Origin of the sequence: Streptomyces sp. JW3 (assembly GCF_052216785.1) — a bacterium.
Taxonomy (GTDB): Bacteria; Actinomycetota; Actinomycetes; order Streptomycetales; family Streptomycetaceae; genus Streptomyces.
Genome location: NZ_JBQOUX010000032.1, coordinates 48,908 through 66,434 on the forward strand (window position 1 = coordinate 48,908; position 17,527 = coordinate 66,434).

Annotated in this window: 17 protein-coding genes, 3 tRNA genes and 4 pseudogenes; 13 read left to right on the top strand and 11 right to left on the bottom strand. The window is 71.3% G+C overall.

Features of this window, described 5'->3' with window-relative positions; translation table 11 throughout:
- Nucleotides 1–55: 55 nt before the first annotated feature.
- The gene (locus ACTT8P_RS15585; RefSeq protein WP_442832236.1) at nucleotides 56–1,510 is read right to left on the bottom strand and encodes a xylulokinase; all 1,455 of its coding nucleotides are present in this window, start codon (nucleotides 1,508–1,510) and stop codon (nucleotides 56–58) included.
- A gap of 75 nt (nucleotides 1,511–1,585) precedes the next feature.
- The gene (locus tag ACTT8P_RS15590; protein ID WP_442832237.1) at nucleotides 1,586–1,888 is read right to left on the bottom strand and encodes a YtxH domain-containing protein; all 303 of its coding nucleotides are present in this window, start codon (nucleotides 1,886–1,888) and stop codon (nucleotides 1,586–1,588) included.
- Nucleotides 1,889–2,036: 148 nt separating this feature from the next.
- Between ACTT8P_RS15590 and ACTT8P_RS15595 the strand changes: the two genes are divergently transcribed.
- The 3 genes from ACTT8P_RS15595 to ACTT8P_RS15605 all read left to right on the top strand — a co-directional run bounded on the left by ACTT8P_RS15595 (nucleotide 2,037) and on the right by ACTT8P_RS15605 (nucleotide 2,464).
- Nucleotides 2,037–2,109 (top strand) — tRNA-Asn (locus tag ACTT8P_RS15595).
- A gap of 6 nt (nucleotides 2,110–2,115) precedes the next feature.
- Nucleotides 2,116–2,188 (top strand) — tRNA-Asn (locus ACTT8P_RS15600).
- Nucleotides 2,189–2,387: 199 nt separating this feature from the next.
- Nucleotides 2,388–2,464, top strand: a tRNA-Ile gene (locus tag ACTT8P_RS15605).
- 543 nt (nucleotides 2,465–3,007) lie between these two features.
- On the opposite strand, the pseudogene ACTT8P_RS15610 reads toward ACTT8P_RS15605, so the two are convergent.
- Nucleotides 3,008–3,326: pseudogene (locus ACTT8P_RS15610) on the bottom strand (asparagine synthase-related protein); the annotation flags it as partial.
- A 63-nt stretch (nucleotides 3,327–3,389) separates the two neighbouring features.
- Here ACTT8P_RS15610 and ACTT8P_RS15615 point away from each other — a divergent pair.
- A pseudogene (locus tag ACTT8P_RS15615) lies at nucleotides 3,390–3,808 on the top strand (transposase); the annotation flags it as partial.
- Nucleotides 3,809–3,932: 124 nt separating this feature from the next.
- Here the strand turns inward: ACTT8P_RS15615 and ACTT8P_RS15620 are convergent.
- Nucleotides 3,933–4,856, bottom strand: a complete 924-nt coding sequence (locus ACTT8P_RS15620) for an AraC family transcriptional regulator (protein WP_442832238.1) — start codon at nucleotides 4,854–4,856, stop codon at nucleotides 3,933–3,935.
- A gap of 72 nt (nucleotides 4,857–4,928) precedes the next feature.
- Between ACTT8P_RS15620 and ACTT8P_RS15625 the strand changes: the two genes are divergently transcribed.
- On the top strand, nucleotides 4,929–5,771 hold the full coding sequence (locus tag ACTT8P_RS15625) for an SDR family oxidoreductase (protein ID WP_442832239.1): 843 nt from the start codon (nucleotides 4,929–4,931) through the stop codon (nucleotides 5,769–5,771).
- A 72-nt stretch (nucleotides 5,772–5,843) separates the two neighbouring features.
- Here the strand turns inward: ACTT8P_RS15625 and ACTT8P_RS15630 are convergent.
- Nucleotides 5,844–6,803, bottom strand: a pseudogene (locus tag ACTT8P_RS15630) (MFS transporter); the annotation flags it as partial.
- A 909-nt stretch (nucleotides 6,804–7,712) separates the two neighbouring features.
- Between ACTT8P_RS15630 and ACTT8P_RS15635 the strand changes: the two are divergent.
- Entirely contained in the window at nucleotides 7,713–8,765 is a 1,053-nt protein-coding gene (locus tag ACTT8P_RS15635) for a TerC family protein (protein ID WP_442832240.1), read from the top strand.
- A 510-nt stretch (nucleotides 8,766–9,275) separates the two neighbouring features.
- On the opposite strand, the pseudogene ACTT8P_RS15640 reads toward ACTT8P_RS15635, so the two are convergent.
- Nucleotides 9,276–9,425: pseudogene (locus ACTT8P_RS15640) on the bottom strand (IS21 family transposase); the annotation flags it as partial.
- A gap of 304 nt (nucleotides 9,426–9,729) precedes the next feature.
- On the opposite strand from ACTT8P_RS15640, the gene ACTT8P_RS15645 reads away from it, so the two are divergent.
- Nucleotides 9,730–9,963 (top strand): type II toxin-antitoxin system VapB family antitoxin, encoded by a 234-nt coding sequence (locus ACTT8P_RS15645; RefSeq protein ID WP_442832241.1) that lies wholly within the window; start codon nucleotides 9,730–9,732, stop codon nucleotides 9,961–9,963.
- Nucleotides 9,960–10,367: a PIN domain nuclease gene (locus ACTT8P_RS15650; RefSeq protein WP_442832242.1), complete on the top strand. Its 408-nt coding sequence runs from the start codon at nucleotides 9,960–9,962 to the stop codon at nucleotides 10,365–10,367. The genes ACTT8P_RS15645 and ACTT8P_RS15650 overlap by 4 nt, the downstream gene beginning before the upstream one ends.
- An 88-nt stretch (nucleotides 10,368–10,455) precedes the next feature.
- Here ACTT8P_RS15650 and ACTT8P_RS15655 read toward each other — a convergent pair whose 3' ends face one another.
- From ACTT8P_RS15655 to ACTT8P_RS15665, 3 genes are all read right to left on the bottom strand, one after another.
- A complete protein-coding gene (locus tag ACTT8P_RS15655) occupies nucleotides 10,456–11,118 on the bottom strand; it encodes a TetR/AcrR family transcriptional regulator (RefSeq protein WP_442832243.1) in 663 nt (220 codons plus the stop codon).
- A 115-nt stretch (nucleotides 11,119–11,233) separates the two neighbouring features.
- On the bottom strand, nucleotides 11,234–11,863 hold the full coding sequence (locus ACTT8P_RS15660; protein WP_442832244.1) for an ABC transporter permease: 630 nt from the start codon (nucleotides 11,861–11,863) through the stop codon (nucleotides 11,234–11,236).
- 120 nt (nucleotides 11,864–11,983) lie between these two features.
- Nucleotides 11,984–13,033, bottom strand: a complete 1,050-nt coding sequence (locus ACTT8P_RS15665) for a medium chain dehydrogenase/reductase family protein (protein WP_442832245.1) — start codon at nucleotides 13,031–13,033, stop codon at nucleotides 11,984–11,986.
- Between the two features lie 462 nt (nucleotides 13,034–13,495).
- On the opposite strand from ACTT8P_RS15665, the gene ACTT8P_RS15670 reads away from it, so the two are divergent.
- From ACTT8P_RS15670 to ACTT8P_RS15680, 3 genes are all read left to right on the top strand, one after another.
- A complete protein-coding gene (locus ACTT8P_RS15670) occupies nucleotides 13,496–14,140 on the top strand; it encodes a DUF4232 domain-containing protein (RefSeq protein ID WP_442832246.1) in 645 nt (214 codons plus the stop codon).
- 89 nt (nucleotides 14,141–14,229) lie between these two features.
- Nucleotides 14,230–14,583 carry an antibiotic biosynthesis monooxygenase family protein gene (locus ACTT8P_RS15675; protein ID WP_442832247.1) on the top strand — a complete coding sequence of 118 codons (354 nt, stop codon included), beginning with the start codon at nucleotides 14,230–14,232 and terminating at the stop codon, nucleotides 14,581–14,583.
- A gap of 74 nt (nucleotides 14,584–14,657) precedes the next feature.
- Nucleotides 14,658–14,867, top strand: coding sequence for a hypothetical protein (locus ACTT8P_RS15680; RefSeq protein WP_442832248.1), 210 nt, complete (start codon nucleotides 14,658–14,660; stop codon nucleotides 14,865–14,867).
- Nucleotides 14,868–14,960: 93 nt separating this feature from the next.
- Here ACTT8P_RS15680 and ACTT8P_RS15685 read toward each other — a convergent pair whose 3' ends face one another.
- A complete protein-coding gene (locus tag ACTT8P_RS15685; RefSeq protein ID WP_442832249.1) occupies nucleotides 14,961–15,119 on the bottom strand; it encodes a hypothetical protein in 159 nt (52 codons plus the stop codon).
- 83 nt (nucleotides 15,120–15,202) lie between these two features.
- The gene (locus ACTT8P_RS15690; protein WP_442832250.1) at nucleotides 15,203–15,853 is read right to left on the bottom strand and encodes an ANTAR domain-containing protein; all 651 of its coding nucleotides are present in this window, start codon (nucleotides 15,851–15,853) and stop codon (nucleotides 15,203–15,205) included.
- Nucleotides 15,854–16,015: 162 nt separating this feature from the next.
- Between ACTT8P_RS15690 and ACTT8P_RS15695 the strand changes: the two genes are divergently transcribed.
- Nucleotides 16,016–16,366 (top strand): STAS domain-containing protein, encoded by a 351-nt coding sequence (locus ACTT8P_RS15695; protein ID WP_442832251.1) that lies wholly within the window; start codon nucleotides 16,016–16,018, stop codon nucleotides 16,364–16,366.
- A complete protein-coding gene (locus tag ACTT8P_RS15700; protein ID WP_442832252.1) occupies nucleotides 16,363–17,322 on the top strand; it encodes an anti-sigma factor RsbA family regulatory protein in 960 nt (319 codons plus the stop codon). Before ACTT8P_RS15695 ends, ACTT8P_RS15700 begins: the two co-directional genes overlap by 4 nt.
- Nucleotides 17,323–17,527 lie beyond the last annotated feature (205 nt).

Genomic DNA, 17,527 nt, shown 5'->3' on the forward strand with positions numbered 1-17,527 from the left:
CACCGCCCCCGTGTTACCCCAACCGATTAACCCAACAGGACCTCTTAACGAGTTCTCACCCGCGGAACGCGCCAGGGTGCGTCTGTTCCCGTACGGACACGTACTGCTGACGCACCGCCTGGCCCACCGCCAGCTCCTCACCCGGCTCCAGCACCTGGGCGACCGCGCCCTGCCAGGCCGGGGGAGTGCGCGGGTCCAGTGCCCCCTGCGAGGCCCCCAGCGCCCAGGCGGCCTGCCGCGCCGCCCCGATCGCCCCGTAGTCGGCCGGCTGCGGTACGACGACCTGGACGCCGAACAGCGCGGGCGCCGCCGCCTGCACGGCCGGCAACTCGGCGGCCGGCCCCAGCAGGAAGATCCGCCGTACGTCGACCCCCCGGCCGCGCAGCACGTCCAGCGCGTCGGCGAGCCCGCACAGCATCCCCTCGAACGCGGCCCGCGCCAGATGCTCCGGCCGCATCGACTCCCGCCTCAGCCCCGCCAGCGTCCCCGCGGTGTGCGGCAGCTGCGGCGTGCGCTCCCCTTCCAGATAGGGCAGCAGCACCAGCCCGTGCGCCCCCGGCGTCGACTTCATCGCCAGCTCGGACAGCCCCTCCAGATCCGGCACCCCGAGCAGCTCGGCGGCCCCGCGCAGGGTCCGTACGGCGTTCAGGGTCGTGACCACCGGCAGCTGCATACCGGTGGCGTCCGCGAGCGCGGTGATCATCCCGGACGGTTCGACCAGCGGCTCGGAGTGCACCGCCATCACCGACCCCGAGGCGCCCAGCGACACCACCGCGTCCCCCAGCCCGATCCCGAGCCCGAACGCGGCGGCCTGCGTCTGTCCGGTCCCGGCGGAGATGAGCAGCCCCTCCGGCGTGGTCCCGGCCGCGTCGGCCGGCCCGATCACCTCCGGCAGCATCGCGTGATGCCCGAGCGCCAACTCGACAAGATCCGGCCGGTACCCGCCACTCGCCGCCGACCAGTACCCGGTCCCGGACGCCCCGCCCCGATCGGTCGTCCGCCGCACCGGCCGCCCGAGCAGCTGCCACACCAGCCAGTCGTGCGCCTGGAGCAGTACGGCGGTCCGCGCGGCGTTCTCCGGCTCGCTGCGGGCCAGCCAGCGCAGCTTGGTCACCGGCTGCGCGGCCCCCGGCACACAGCCCACGGCCTGCGCCCACGCCTCCCGCCCGCCGAGCGCGTCCACCAGGTCCGCCCCGGCGACCTGCGCCCGCTTGTCCCCGCCGACCATCGCGGGCCGCACGGTGTTCCCCTGCGCGTCCAGCGGCACCACGGCGTTGGCCTGCGCCGACACGCCGATCGCCTGCACCCCTTCCAGCAGCCCCCCGCCGGCCGCCTCCCCCAGGGACAGCAGCCACGCCTGCGGATCGACGTCGGACGGACGGCCCCCACCCTCGGGACCGTCCACCGGATGCGGCGCGTACCCCTGCCTGAGTACGGCTCCCGTGTCCGCGTCGCAGACGACGATACGAGTGAAATCGGGTGAACTGTCCAACCCGGCGACTATCCCCATGACCGAAATTCTGCCGTATCGCTGCGCTCGTTCAGGCGCCGGGAGTCACGGGAGCGGGTGTGAGCGGCACCACCCTCACGTGTTGCTGCTGCCCCAGTCGTCCCCGCCACCGCCCGCACTCCGCTCCCGCAGCGACTTCACCCGCTGCGCCACCGAGTCCGGCACCCGGTCCCCGACCTTGTCGCTGACCACGTGGTACGCCTTGTCCGCGAACTGCCGGCCCTGCTGCGCGGCCGACTCCGCGGTGTTGCGCACCGCCGGATTCTGCGAGACCTGGCGAGCGGCCTTCTTCAACTGCTCGTAACGCTCCCGTCCCGCCTTCGTGCCCAGTACGTACCCCACGGCGAGTCCGACGACGAACGTGAGCCGGTAACGCATGACGGCCATCCTTCCTTTGCCTTCTGTCTGCGGTGCCGGGGAGGACCGATTGGCGGAGCACCCCCCTGCTTGCGCTAATGTATGTGTCGCAGCGAGCGCGCGCCCCCTGGCGGATACCCAGGGAGCTACGTTCGATGCGACGAGGCGATCCTCGGTAGCTCAATTGGCAGAGCAGCCGGCTGTTAACCGGCAGGTTACTGGTTCGAGTCCAGTCCGGGGAGCTTCGATCTTCCGTAGCTCAATTGGCAGAGCAGCCGGCTGTTAACCGGCAGGTTACTGGTTCGAGTCCAGTCGGGAGAGCTTGCTGAACGAGGACCCCACGGGGTCCTTTTTCACGTCCGCGGACAGTCCGTTTCCTGGCCCGGGAACCGCACGGGCCGCACCGGAGTCCTCAAGGTCATGAGGCCGCAGCGGGAAGCCGACCACCCGGAGCAGGAGATCGTATGAGCGGCTATGCTGCGGCAGACGGCGCGCACACGTGTACGCGACACGCCGCTATGGGGCGGTAGCTCAGCCGGTTAGAGCAGCGGACTCATAATCCGCCGGCCGTGGGTTCGAGTCCCACCCGCCCCACCATCGGTTTCCTTGCGGAAACGTTCTGACCTGCGGAAACGCGAGTCCTGGATGGCGGGCGGTATGCAGCGACCGCTGCTTCGGGAGAATCCAGGACGGCGCTTGCGTGGCTGTGACCTGCGGATTCGTTTTTGCGTGCCGTGAGAGCGTCATGGAGCGGTCCCACGGCTGATGAGTGACTGCCCTTTGCCGTTGCTGATCGTGTGGGCGCCGCTGAGGGCTTCCCTGCTTCAAGTCAGTCAGGCTGTTATCGCCCTCCAGGAGGAGGGTCCCGCGCTGGGCCGGCCCTTGGTGGACATGATCGAGGGCTCGGCACTGCCCAGCCTCAAGGAACGTGGCCCTGGTTCGGCGAGGGCCACGGAGGTGCGCTTGTTGTTTGGTGTTCGACCGGATCGCCGTGTGCGCTGGCGGGTGCGGGGAGTGACGGGGTCGGAGTCGTTCCCGGCCAGGCGGGGGCCATCCCTGGCCGGTGACCACGCCGTACGTGCGCATCCAGTCGTCCAGTTGCAGCGTGGTCTCCCAAGCGGCCCGGCTCATACCCTGCTCCAGGGCCGCGGTGCCGTGGTCGTGGAGCCGAATGCGGATGTCGGGGGCGAGGAACGGGGCGAGCGAGCTGGTGCCGCTCAGAACGAGGTCGGCGAGACGTTCGCGCAGGGTGCGGTTGTAGGCGTCGGTGCGAATGGAGGGGTAGGGGGTCTTGACCCGCTGGGCGACCGCTTCAGGGAGGAGGTCTCTCATCGCGGCGCGGAGCAAGCTTCTCACGGCCGTCGAGGCTCTTCATCCCCCCGGGGATGTTGAAGGTGTACTCGATCAGGCGATGGTCGGCGAACGGCACCCGGACCTCCAGGCCGCAAGCCATGCTCATGCGGCATGCGGTCCTTGCGGTCGAAAAGGACCTGGGTGTGGCGGGTGAGGGCGAGATGGGTGACTGCCGGTGATCGCCGCGTGGAAGGCCGCACACCCCTCAGTCAGCGGCCACCCGGGCCGGTACGAGATGCGGGAGATCGTCAACGCGCTCCTCCACCAGGGCCGCACCGGCTGCCAGTGGGACCTGCTTCCGCACGACCTGCCGCGCCGGCGGGTGCGGGAGAAGGCGCGGCGGAAAGCGGACCCGAGCCTGGTAGTGCTCGACACCCAGAGCGTGCACGCGGCGGCCGGGGTGCCCGCGGGGCCGACGGAGCGTGACGCGGCAAAAAAGTACCGGGCCGCAAGCGCGGCCTGGCCGTTGACGTGTTGGGGCTGGTGATCGCGGTAGTCGTAGCTGCCGCGTCCGTGCACGACAACGCCGCCGGCATCGCGCTGCTGGACAAGGTCACAGCCGACACCGACACCGTACAGAAGGCCCTGGACAGCTCAGCCGGCGGCCGGAGCGGTTGAGGAGAACTGCCGGGTCGCGTCGGCGTCCGGCCAGGGAGTCCGCTCGTTCAGCGACCGCTCGAGTACCGAGGCGGCCCGTCAGCAGTCTGTCAGCTCACCGGTCCTGACGGGCGTACCGGCCGGGAGCCGATCCGGTAACGCGGGAAAACGCGGTGCTGAAGGCAGTGGTCGAGCCGTAACCGATCTCACGGGCGATCTCGGCGATCGACTGATCCCCCTGTCGCAGAGCGCGTTTGGCCATGGCCATCCGCCAGGACAGCAGGTACTCGATCGGCGTCAGGCCCACACGCCGGACGAACCGCTCGGCCAGGACCGATCGTGAGACCCGTGCCTCGGCCGCCAGCGTCGCCACCGTCCAGTGCCGGGCGGCGTTCGCGTGGATCGCGTGCAGGGCAGCCGCCACCGGGGGGTCGCCCAAGCCGGCCAGAAGGCCGGCCGGAGGCTGCTCCAGCGTCGCTGGAGCGCTGCGCAGCGTCTCCACCAGCATCACCTCGACGAGCCGGGTCAGCACCAGCGACGCACCGGGCCGGTCCGCGCCGGCCTCGTCGCCGATCAGCTCGAGCAGGCGCGCGATCCGCCCGGCGCCGTCAGTGTCCGCCCGCAGGTGGACCACGGTCGGCAGCAGGTCCAGCAGGAGATCGGCGTTTTCCGGCTTGATCGCGAAGTGCCCGGCGAGCAACTGCACTGCTGTCCCTCCTTCGCTGCCCAGTCTCAGGTGGTTGTCCTGGGTGCCGGCCAGTGCCCGTTCCCCGTCGACGACGTCCCCGCCGGTGTCCTCGCCGATGTCACTGCTGAAGGTGAAGGCGGGTGGGCCCGACAGAAGCAGGAAGTCTCCCTTCGCGAGCCGGACCGGGGCTCCCTCGCACTGCAGCCAGCAGTGGCCGGCGGTAACCACACCGAAGTTGACGTCGGGGTTAGCTGCGAACCGCAGCGCCCACCGCCCAGAACCCTCGATCTGTTTCCAGAGGACGACGCGCGGGTGCAGCAGACCGATCACATCGGTCAGTGGATCGGTCATTCGGACCCTCGCTAACTAATAGAAGAGTTTCAATAATAGACAGTCCGGGTCGATGGCGTCGAGACTCGATACATGAGCACACAGACCCGCAAGACCGTCCTGATCACCGGCAGCTCGTCGGGGCTCGGCAAGGCCACGGCCGCGCTCTTCCTGGACCGGGGGTGGAACGTCGTCGCGACGGCCCGCCGCCCGGCGCCGAAGGGCCCCCTCGGCCCGGACACCGAGCACCTGCTGACCTGCGCGCTGGACATCACCGACCCGGACTCGATCCAGACCGCCCTCCGGGACACCCTGGTCCGCTTCGGCCGGCTCGACTGCGTCGTCAACAACGCCGGCGCCGGGCTATTCTCCGTCTTCGAGTCCACCCCGATGGCCGCCGTCCGGGCGCTGTTCGAGACCAACGTCTTCGGGATGATGCAGGTGACGCAGGCCGCCCTGCCGATCCTCGCGGCCCAGGGCAGCGGGTGCCTGATCACGATCAGCTCCGGAGCCGCGATCGTCCCCGAGCCGCTGCTGTCGGTGTACAGCGCCACCAAGTTCGCCGTCGAAGGCTTCACTGAATCCTTGCGCTACGAGGCAGCTGCGCGCGGGGTCTCGGTCAAGCTCATCGAGCCCGGGCTGGTGCGGGGAACCAACTTCCTGGCCCGCACCGCCGAGAGCGCTCAGGCCGTCCCCGTCGCCACCGGCTACGAAACGCTCGTGCAGCAGGTGATGGGCGCGTTCGAGCAGGAGTGGCCCTACCGGCTCGCGACCCCTCAGACGGTGGCCGAAGCCGTCGTCACTGCGGCCGGCGACGACAGCACGCAGCTTCGGTACCTGGTCGGCGAAGACGTCGAGACCTCCGCCCGGGTGCGGCGCGAGACCTCCGAGAAGGACTACAACGACTGGGCCCTGGCCCGCGTCGGCGGTCAGTGAGGTCACCGGTCGTCCGCCCCTGCACCCCTAGGAGAAACAATCACGAACACAGAGATCGAGTTCCCTTCGTACGAGGGCGCCCTCACGTCGCTCGGTGATCAGCATCAGTGGCACCAGGGCCTCGACGGTGAAGTACGTGCCGGAGGTCAGCCCTCGCAGCAGTACGGCCGTCGGCAGTCCCGGGGCGCCGCGCCAGGTGCCCCTGGGCAGCAGGCGCGGCGCGAACAGGACCAGGAGGGCGACGCCGGCGAGGACGAAGGGGAGGTGGTGGGCGTCCCACTCCGACACGCCGTACTGGCCGAGGGCCGCGCCCGCGCTGAGCAGCGCCGCGATCAGCAGGGGCGGCCGGGCGGCGCGCTCCTCGGCGGGCGGTGCGTCGGCGGGTGCCTTTTCGTCGCCGGCCGTACTTCGTGCGGCGGCACCGCGCAGGACCACCACCAGTGCGAGCGTCGGGAGCGCGGTCAGCGCGGCCAGCCCGTAGAAGACCGTGCGCCATGACCACGCCTCGGCGACCGCGCCGGCCATCAGCGGTCCGACCAGGGACGGGATGACCCAGCTGGTGCTCATCATCGCGAGCATCCGGGGCCGCAGGCGCTCCGGGTAGGACTGGCCGATCGCGGTGGTCACCGACACGGCGACCATGCCCGCCGCGAGACCGTCCAGGAACCGGCCGGCCGCCAGCTGCCAGACGGACATGCTGGACGCCGAGACGAGCAGCGTCGCCACCGACAGGACCATGCCGAGGGCCAGTGGGCGGCCCGCCCCGGACCGGTCGGCCCAGTGCCCGCCGACGACTCCGCCGAACAGGCTGGCGGCGACGAAGCAGCCTGCGACCAGGGGGGAGAGGGACACCCCGTCCTGTTCCTGGGCGGCCGTCGGCAGGGTGGGCGCCACGGCCGGCGCGGCGAACCCGGTGACGAACATGACCACGGTGAACGTCATGGTCGCGGTGGCGTACCGCGGGGAGAAGAGGCCCGGCTGCGCGCTCTCCCGTTCTTCGCCCACGGCCTGCCGCTGTCCGGTCTCAGGCATCGTTCCCCCGCCGTGGTACGCCGGTCACGGCGGGGATGTCCTCGCCGTCCCACCACGCACCGGACAGGGCGTCCTTCGGCCGCGTCGACAGCGCGTCCTCCGCGCATTCCGCCGCGCCCGCACCCCGGTACACGGCCGCCGAGCTCACATGGAGCTCTCGTGCGCTTGTCTGCATGGCTTATACCAAGACGAAGAAACGCCGGCGGGCGCCCTCGACCCGCGGCTCACGCTCGCCAGGCAGGCCCTCGTCGCGAACCCGGGTGCCGAGAACGCCGACCTCATCGAGGCTGTCCAGGCCCGGACGGAGAAGTGAGTGACCGTGCCCGCTGCCCGCGCTGCGCCGGCCCGCTCTCGGTTGACCACCGACCGCGCCGTATTCGTCTGCACTGTGTGCGGCACCGACGAGACCGTTCGCGAAGCCACCGGGCAGACACCTGGGCCCTTCGGTGATCTCGGGGTGGAATATCGTCCAGCGCACCCCCGGGACCAAGGGCTTCACTCCGATCCCGAAACGGTGGGCAGTTGAGCGGACCTACAGCTGGCTGGCGGAGTCCACCGCGAGTGCCCCGGACTCCGCTTTCCTGGCCATCAAGATCCAAGTCTCTCCGGTGTCCGAATCCGGGGTCAGGGCCCGGGGCGGTTCACCGCCATGGCCGGACGAGTCGCGGGCGGGTTCGGTGCAGTGGATCGTGACTGGTCCCCTTGCCGTCGACAAGGAGCTCGACGAGTCCCGGGGGGCCGCCATGAATCCTCACGGTCACCGAGTGGTCTCCGGCATCAAGGTGGAACCTCTACTCACATCGTGCCTCCGGTCCGGCGCTGCCCGCTTGGCATGCTCCCCGGGGCGCAATGCTGGACACTCCTGTATGAGCCGGTGCATTTCCCTCGGGTCGTAGTGAGGTGTTCGTCGTGCTTGAGGTCCCGCTCTGGTTGTGGGGGGCGTTCGCCGTGACGGTGGTCGTTTCGCTGGCGGTAGATCTGCTGTCCCACCGCACCGCGCATGTCATCCACTTCAAGGAGGCAGCCGCCTGGAGCGGCCTGTGGGTGAGCCTGGCCCTGATTTTCGGCGCGGTTGTCTTCCTCGTCCTCGGCACCACTGCGGGGACCGAGTACACGACAGCCTGGTTGCTGGAGAAGAGTCTGTCGGTCGACAATCTGTTCGTCTTTGCCGTGATCTTCGCCTACTTCAAGGTGCCCCGCGCCTACCAGCACCGTGTGCTGTTCTTCGGCGTCATCGGCGCGCTCATCTTCCGCGGGATCTTCCTCTCTCTCGGCGTGGCCGTGGTCAGTCGTTTCACGGCGGTGCTGTTCGTCTTCGCGGCGGTGCTCTTCTACAGCGCTTACAAGCTCCTCAAGGATGAGGAGGAGAGTTTTGACCCGGGCGGGAGTTTCGCGGTGCGGATGCTCCGCAAGATCGTCCCAGTGCGGGACGAGTACGCCGGGGCGAAGTTCTTCGTCAAAGAAGCCGGCAAGAGGATGGCGACTCCGCTGCTCGCGGTGGTCGCGGCTATCGAGGCCGCCGACCTTGTCTTCGCTGTCGACAGCGTTCCCGCCGTCCTTGCGGTCAGCGACGATGCCTTCATCGTCTACACCAGCAACGCGTTCGCCATCCTCGGCCTGCGGGCCCTCTACTTCATGCTCGCCGGCCTTCTGGACCGCTTCCACTACCTGAGCAAGGGCCTGGCGATCATCCTCGCCTTCATCGGTGTGAAGCTCATCCTCCAGGCATCCCACAAGATGATCAGCCCTGACATCCCGGAAATTCCTTCACTGATCAGCCTCGCAGTCATCGTCGTCGTCCTGGCGGGTTCCGTGGTGCTCAGCCTCAGAAGGCCCGCCCCGGCAGGTGCTGGGGAAGGGGCTGACACGCAGGAGGCTGGCTCTGCGACCGCCGAGGAGCCCAGTTCTCCGGCTGTGCCTGAACCCCCTACAGGTCCACCAGACAGGGATCCGGGTCCTTGAGCCCTCCAAGTTCTCGGCGAGCAGGCAGGGCGGTGGCAGGGCACTTTCCCATGGAACAAAACAGGGATATCGTAAATACATGACAAAGAATAGTAAAAGGGTCGAAGCGTACGCCTGCCCGACCTGCAAGCAATCTGTGCCGGTAGCAGTCCATCGCCACAAGACCCTCGGCATCTTCGTTCCCGTGTGGGGCCGGGGTGCCTGCCAGAATCGCGACTGCCCCGACTTTCGGTTGGACCCCAGTCACAAGCACTCCCCGGCCCAGTAACTGATCGGCAGTGCGGTGATGGGCTGCCGGCCTGCGCACCAGGGTCCTTGAGCGCGCGGTCGGCTCAGCTGCTGACTGCCGGCAGCGTGGCCTCAGCGTCACGGAACCGGGGAGGAGTTGCCCTCTGTCAGTGGCTCAGGCCAACATCCGGGCAGGGCGGTGATCACACGCGAATAGCCGGACGCCATCACCAGCACCGGGGGCCGGCCCGTCTGCCCGTAGCCCAGCGGGATGTGGGTCTCCCGCAGGAGCTCACGGATCCGCACCTCGACCGCGTCGACCACCGAGCCCTTGGCCGGCCGCTCGTACTTCTGCGGCCGATCGTTCGCCAGGGCCCGTTTCACGGTCTTCTCCGAGCTGCCCAGATGTCGCGTGATCGCCCGGATCGGCATCTGCTCAGCCCGGTGCAGCCGCCGGATCTCTGCCCAGTCCTCGTCAGCATGCAGACGTCGTCGAGAGTCGTTCGGCTCCCCGCGCCCGCCGCCAGCCGCTTCCCGCGTTCGCGGGGACGCCGGCGTGCGGTCGCCCCGGGTGGAAGCGGGATCGAGCGGCATGCAGGCGGATGGAAACGGATGGGTATGTCCGAGATCCCGGAGAAACCGCAGATGTGCGATTCCGCGGCTGCTTTGCTTCCCGGCAATGTTGGTGATGTATCGTGGTTATGTACATCATGGACTCATGGTAAGGGTGGCCGGCATGTCTGTTACCCAGGTTGATCTCGATGACGAGGCGCTGGCCGAGGCGATGCGGCTCATGGGTGTCTCGACGAAGAAGGAGACGGTCAACGGGGCTCTGCGGGACTACGTGGCGCGCGTCAAGCGGCTAGAGGCTGCCGAAAAGCTGGCCGCGCGGGGTGAACGGGGCGAGTTCGAGGCTGCGGCTGCGGCGCACGCAGCCGCCAAGCGTGCCCGGCGGGCAGCCTTCGAGTGATCACGTACCTCCTCGATACGTCCGCCCTGTGGCATCTCTTTCGTACGCCGGGGGCCTTGCGGCCTTGGGAAGGGCACATCGCCGCCGGCGTGTTCCATATCTGCGAGCCCACGAGGGCGGAGTTCCTCTACTCGGCCACCAGCCCGGCCCATCGGGACGAGTTGGCCGAAGAGCTGGACGATCTCTGCCACCTCTCGCCGGTTCCCAAGAGTGCGTGGCGCTGGGTCGATACCGCGCAGTACAAGCTCACCCAGCGAGCGCGGCACCGTGCCGCCGGAGCCATCGACCTCCTGGTGTGTGCGACAGCGGTCCATCACGGTCACACGGTGCTCCACGTGGACAACGACTTCGCCACGGTGGCGGCGGCCCTCAAGGAAGTGCAGCAGCGGGACGTACGCGCCTGACTGGCGGAGTGCGACGGACGCTCCCATCAGTGAACCGGCCGGGTCGGCACTGCCCGGCCACAAGTGGGGGAGCGGTGGGCGCGGGCGTTCACGCGTTCAGGCGGGCGAGCGGGAGGATGACGCGCTCGGTGATGTTCTCGGGCCAGGGATAGGACGGGGCGACGACCCGTTGGTGGGCGAGTCCGTGCAGGCCCACCCAGAGCGCGGTCGCGTCGGCGGTCGCGTCGTCGCTCGTGGTCAGGCCCGCGGCCACGCAGGCACCGAGGGCCTGCACCAGGATCAGCATGGACGGTGCGCCGAGCATGACGAGGTCGGTTTCGGTCAGCGAGTTGTCCCCGAGGGCCGGTGTCCACAGGCCGCCGAACATCGTGCGGTAGCGCTGCGGGTGGCGCGCGGCCAGGTCGAGGTAGGTCTCGCAGACGGCCAGCAGCCGGCGCCGGGGATCGTCGCCGGCCTGCTCCACGGCCGTGGCCAGCCGGCGTTCCAGTCCGGTGAACTCCCTGCGGACGACGGCCAGCATGATGGCCGGCTGGTCCGGGAAGTGCGGGTAGATCGACGGGGTGGCGATACCGGCCCGGCGGGCCACCGACCGCAGGGTGACGACGTGCTGGTCGCCGCTCTCGTCGAGCAGCGCCGCCGCCGCGTCAATGATCTCGTCCCGCAGCTTGCCGCCCTCGCCCCGGCGGTTACGGGTGCGGACCCGGGTCTGCTTCGCCGGGACCGCCGCTGCCGCTGATCCGGTTTCCTTCACTTCGCTCACCTTCAGTCATGAGGGGGCCGGGGTGCCCGGCCCTTGGCGGGCCAGGAGCCCCGGCCCCTGTTCTCGCGGCCGGCCGAACCGGTCGACGCGGACTGCTCGGGTCGGTTCAGCGGCGGCGCAGGCGGCGGTGTTCGAGGACGGTGGCGAGGGCGTAGGCGCCGCCGCCGGCGAGGGTGAGGACCCAGTAGAAGCCCGGGTTGCCGAGGAGGAGGGCGGCGGTGGAGGTGAGGGCGAGCCAGGTGCCGAGGGCGTAGTGCAGCGTGTTGCGGCGGACGGCGCCCTCGGCGACGTAGATGAGGCCGACGACGAGGCCGGAGCCGGTGGGCCACAGGAGGGTCTGCACGTCGGGGTGGTCGACGGTGGCGCCGAGGCCGGTGATGGCGAGGAAGAGCGCGGCGAACGCGGTGACCCAGAGGGCGCCGAGGAGCTGGGCGGTGCGCAGCGTGCCGGGGTCGGTGGTGGCGCGCTGGGCCCGCAGGGCGGCGCGGGTGGCCTGCACGGTGCCGACGGCCAGGCCGGTGCCGAGCAGGGCCATCGGCAGCCAGCCGGGGAGGTCGAGGAGGGGGGTGTCGCCCTTGGAGAGGGCGGCGGAGCCGTGGCCGAGGAGGTAGGCGAGGCCGAAGCTGACGTAGGTGCCGAGGTTGTCGACGTCGCCGGTCGTGGCGGGAGCCGGGGCGGTGCGGCCGGCGGGGGCCGGGGTGCGGGGGGCGAGGGCGGTGGCGGTGGTGAGGGACATGACGGGTGCCTCCGGGGCGAGTGGGTGGAGCGGGACGGTGGGGTGGGGCGCGGGTGCGTGGTGCCGGAGTGGCGGGAAGGGGAGGGGAGCGGGAGGGCCTCGGCGGCCGTGTCCCGGAGGTCACGTCCCGGGGACGATGACGACCTTGCCGGCGACGGTGCGGGACTCGGCGAGGCGGAGCGCTTCGACGGTGTCGGCCAGGGAGAACTCGGCGGCGATCTGCGGGACGACGCTGCCGTCGGCGACCAGGCGCAGGACCTGGGTGAGGTCCTCGGTCATGCGCTGCTGCCAGGTCTTCTGGCAGCGGCGCTTGCCGGCCCAGAGGTTGTAGAAGTGGGCGCTCTTGCCGTTGGGCAGGGCGTTCCAGGCGCTCAGGCGGGCGAAGAGCTTGAGGACCGGGAGCTGGGAGTTGCCCTCCTCGTCCTTGGAGGCGGCGGTGCCGTAGGAGACGAGGGTGCCGCCGCGGCGCAGGAGCTGCCAGGAGTCCTCGATGGCCGCGCCGCCGACGTGGTCGAAGACCGCGTCCACGCCCTCGGGGGCGGCCTCGCGGATGCGGGCGTACAGGTCGGGGTCGCGGTAGTCGACGGGGGTGACGCCCAGTTTCCGCAGGCTGTCGTGGTGGCGGGGGGAGGCGGTGCCGATGACGGTGAGGCCGGCGTGCCGGGCGAGCTGGACCAGGGTGGAGCCGACGCCGCCGTTGGCGCCGAGGACCACGACGGTCTGGCCGGCGCGGACCTTGGCGGTGCGGTGGAGCAGCTGCCAGGCGGTGACGCCGTTGACGATGACCGTCTCGGCGGCCGCGGCGTCGATGCCCTCGGGGACGGGCATCAGGTCGGCGGCGTCGACGATCAGGTGGCTGGCCCAGGCGCCGGTCTTGGTGATCGCGGCGAACCGGCGTCCGGTCAGCGCGGTGTCGGTCTCCGGGCCGGTGGCGGTGACGGTGCCGACGAGGTCGTAGCCGGGGACGAAGGGGAACGGCGGCTGGTCGTAGTACTTGCCCCGGCGCATCTGCTGCTCGGCGAAGCACACGCCGGTGGCCTCCATCCGCAGGACGACCTGGCCCTTGCCCGGCGCGGGCAGCTCGTGGACGCGCAGCTCCAGGCCCTCGGGCTCGACCTTGCCCGGCAGGACGATCTCGGTCGCGGTGACGGTGGCCGTGGTGGTGTTCATGATGCGCTCCCCTGGTTGTTCGGTGGCGGCTGAGCGGGCGTCCGCTCTGTGCTTACGGATGTAAAGCTACGCCTGTTAGTTCTAAGGATGCAAGGGGGTGCGGCAATAAACTTACGACTGTTAGTTCGAGGGGACGGGAACCCGGTGAGGGAGGCGGACGAACGACGCGGTATCGGCGCCGAAAGTCGTGGTCAGGGTGGTCAAGGGGCCCCGGGTCACGGAACTGTCCCAACGCGCGCCGCGCGCGCGAACTGCCCCGACCGGTGGCCGGAACCGGGGAATCGGCGGCCTTCCCGGTGCCGGGCCGCGGCGTGCCGGGCGCGCGTGTGTAACGGCGGTGTACGGAGCCGTGGTGCGGCGGAACGGGTCGCCGGGCGGGCCTGTCTTGGTGATCAGAAACGCTCGCTCGTACCGGCTCCGGCCGGGCGGGCCGGCACTACCACCGGGACTGAGGAAGTAACGATGCGCCTTCGCAAGCTCACCTTCGCCGCCCTGGCCGTCGCCGCGGGTCTCTCGCTCACGGCCTGCAACGGCGACGACGGCACGGCACAGGGCGACGGGACGTCCGTGTCCACCGCGTCCTCCGGCTCCTCCGACTCCGCCGTGTCCGGTACGTCCGGCTCCTCCGCCGCCACGGGGACGGGCACGGGCACGGGCACGGACACCGGCACCGACGCCGGGAGCGGCAAGTGCCGTACCGACGAACTGGAGGTCACCGCGTCGGACACCACCATCACCGGCGACGAGGAGGGCTCGGTCGCGGTCACCTTCCAGAACGGCGGTGGCCGGGACTGCTCCCTGACCGGATACGCGGGCGTCGACCTGAAGACCAACGCGGGCGAGCTGTCCGCCGGGCGCAGCGGCCAGGACACCGACCCCGTGGTCCTCAAGGACGGTGAGTCGGTGTCCTTCGGCGTCACCTACCCGCGCAACGACTCGGGCGGCTCCGGCGTCAGCATCACCGGCCTGGTGGTGACCCCGCCGAACGAGACCAAGTCGGTCACCCTCGACTGGCCGGGCGCCGGCACCCTGCCCGTCACCGACGGCACCGGCTCCTCCGTCACGGTCGGCCCGATGGGCAGCGCGGGCCAGGGCGGCGCGAGCTGACCGCACGATCCGGCGGGCCGCTCGACGGGACGTGTCCCGGTGCCGTACATCGCCTGCGCGCGACGGCGCCCGCGCCCTATCGTGACGCCATGAGTGATCACCCGGGACAGCCCGTCGCGCCCATAGAGGCATTCGAACCGCCGTACTACGTAGCTGTCTTCACCACCGTGCGCTCCCCGGAGCAGGACGGCTACCGCGAGACCAACGCGCGCATGGAGGAGCTGGTGCGGGAGGTCCCCGGGTACCTCGGGATGGACCACGCGCAGACTCCCGGCGGGCTGGGCATCACCGTCGGCTACTTCCGCGACGCCGACGCCCTCACCCGGTGGCGGACCGACGCCGAGCACCGGGCGGCGCAGCGGCGCGGGCGGGACCAGTGGTACCAGAGCTACACGCTGCACGTGGCGAAGGTGGAGCGCAGCCACGGGTTCAGCCGGCCGTAGGACCACCCGGGGCCGCCCGCACGGTCACCCGCTTGCCGGAGGTTCTCCCGGGCCGGCCGGTCGTTGGGCCGGGCATGACCAAGAAACTCGTCTGTGTCTCCGTCCTGGCCGCCGCGTTCCTGACGGCCGCCCCCCTCGCCCAGGCCGCACCCGCACCCGGCCCCGACGCCTTGGGCGGGGTCCCCTCGGCGCCGCTGCTGAAGGGGCTGCTCGGCGCGCTGGAGATCGGCCACCCGGCCACCTCCCCGCAGTCGCTGCTGCCGGCGGGCGTCCTCGGCGGCTGACCGGGACCGCTTGCGGCGCACCGGCGGGCCGCCGCGGTCGGGTGCCGCGACGGCCCGTCGCCGTGCCGGGGCGTGCCGGTCCGTGCCGGGGTCTCAGGGGCCGGGCACCTCGGTCCCGCGGTCGTCGTCGTCGCGATCGCCCTCCGCCTGGGACGGCGTGGGGTGCGGCGGGGTCCGGCGCTCGGGGGTGCCCGGTTCGTCGTCGCGTTCGCCCTCGGCCTGCGACGGGGTGGACTGGTCCGGGTTCGACATGGTGCCTCCTGCTGAGCTGACGGGGTCCGGCCGTCGGTCCGGCGGGCCGCTCGCCGAGTACCCCGTACCAGGCCGCGGGCACCTCAGCGGCCGTGCCGCTCCGTCGCCGTGCGGACCGCCGTGCGCAGCGCCGCGCGGACCTTCGGCGGCGGGGCCGGACCGTCGCTGCCGGCGCTCGCGGTGACCGCCTCGGCGACCACCCGCAGCTTGGTGTTGGACAGCTGCGACGCCTCCCGCAGGATGTCCCACGCCTCCTCGGACGTACACGAGTGGACGGCCATCAGCACGCCCCGCGCCTGGTCTATCACCGGCCGGGAGACGATCGCGTGCCGCAGCTGGTCCACCTCCTGCTGGAGGTCGTGCTCCGGGCCGCGCAGCGGATCGTCGGGGTCCAGGCCGGTCAGCTCCAGGGTCCGGCGGGGCTGGCCGCGCCAGTGCCCGGTGGTCACCGGCAGCGACTGCCGGCGGCCGTGGCCGTTGAGGAGGTCCAGGAACTGGAGCCCCGCGGTGTCCATGAACACCACGTGCCGCATGTCCACGTCGATCCGGCCGATCCCGGGCGGCAGCCCGGCCAGCGCCTCGGCCAGCGGGTCCACACAGCCCTGGACCAGCTCGCCCCGGGGGACGAGCAGCGCCCGTTCCTCCTCCGCCCGGCCCTTTGCCCGGCGCTCCACCCGGCACTCGATGACCAGGCCGGCCGGCCTGTCCGTCGAACGCGGTGCCGCTGAGGTCATGTCACCGCCTTGTCGGTCCTCGTCGGCGTCACGAAGTCCTGTCGGTCCTCGTCGGTGTCGCAAGTGCGCCTGCCCGCCGTCCGCGTGAGTACACCCGGGTTCGGGGAATGACGTGGCGGGAGGTGGGTAGGGGCGCGGAGTCCGGGAGTAGGGGAGAACACAGTGGGCACTCAGGGCGAGGCGTCGTCCGCGGCCGCGGGAGCGGCGCCGGGGCTGACGGTCTGCCCGCTGCCCGGGCGCGACGGCGTGCGGGCGGCGGGGGAGATCATGCTGACGACGCGGGGGACATGGCAGCGGGCGTTGGAACAGGCGGTGGGTGAGGGTGGCGACGTGCATGTGGAGATGTCGGGCGTGACATTCGTCGACGTCGACGGGGCGCACACGCTCGCGGACCTGGCCGGCCGGCTTCCGCAGGGGCGGCGGCTGGTGCTGCACCGGCCGCCTGCGACACTGCGACGGGTGCTGGAGATGTTCTGGCCCGACCAGCCGGCGATCGAGGTGTCGATGTCATGAGTGCCGTGACCGAACCGGCCGCCGGCGTCCCGGACCCCGGCGGCTTCATCCACCCCGCGCTCTTCTACCGGGACGACGACGAGTACCTGGCCGGTACCGTCCCCTTCGTCCGCGAGGGCCTGGCCGGCGGCGAGCCGGTCGCCGTCGCGGTCCCCGGCGAGCGGCTCGCGCTGATCCGCGACGCGCTCGGCACCGACGCCGACGCGGTACGGCTGCTGGACATGCGGGAGGCCGGCCGCAACCCCGGCCGGATCATCCCCGGCGTGCTGCGCGCCTTCGCCGACGCCCAGCCGGCCGACCGCCGGGTGCGGATCATCGGCGAGCCGATCTGGGCCGGCCGCAACACCGCCGAGTACCCGGCCTGCGCCCAGCACGAGGCGCTGATCAACGACGCCTTCCAGGGCCGCGCGGCGACCATCCTGTGCCCGTACGACGCCGTACGCCTGGACGCGCGGGTGCTCGCCGACGCGCACGCCACCCACCCCGTCGTCATCCCGGCCGGCTCCCGCGGCGAGTCGGCCAGCGCCGCCTACGACCCGGCCGGGGTCGTCGCCCGCTACAACGAGCCGCTGCCGCCCGCCCCGGACGTGCCGGTCCTGTCCTTCGTGGCCGACTCGCTGCCCGACGCCCGGCACGCGGCCACCGCCGAGGCGGCGCGGCTCGGCCTCACCGGGGTCCGGCTCGACGACCTGGCGCTGGTCACCGCCGAGCTGGCCACCAACAGCGTGGTGCACGGCGGCGGCGCGGGCGTGCTGCGGGTCTGGGCCGAGGACGGGCACGTGGTGTGCGAGGTGCGGGACGGGGGGCGGCTCGCCGACCCGCTGGCCGGCCGCCGGCCCGCCGCCCGCGACCAGCGCGGCGGCCGCGGACTGCTGCTGGTCAACCTGGTGTCGGACCTGGTCCGCACGCACACCGGGCCGGACGGCACGACGGTGCGCTGCTGGTTCGCGGTGTGACCGCGCCCGGCGGAGTCCCGGCTGTCGCCGGGGCGGGGATCGGCTGAGGGGCGGCCGTACCGGGGTCGCTGTCGTCTTCGCGGTGTGGCCTCGCCCGGTGGGGTGTCGGCTGTCCCGCCGGGTGGGGTCCGGCTGTCGCCGGGGCGGGGATCGGCTGAGGGGCGGCCGTACCGGGGTCGCTGTCGTCTTCGCGGTGTGGCCTCGC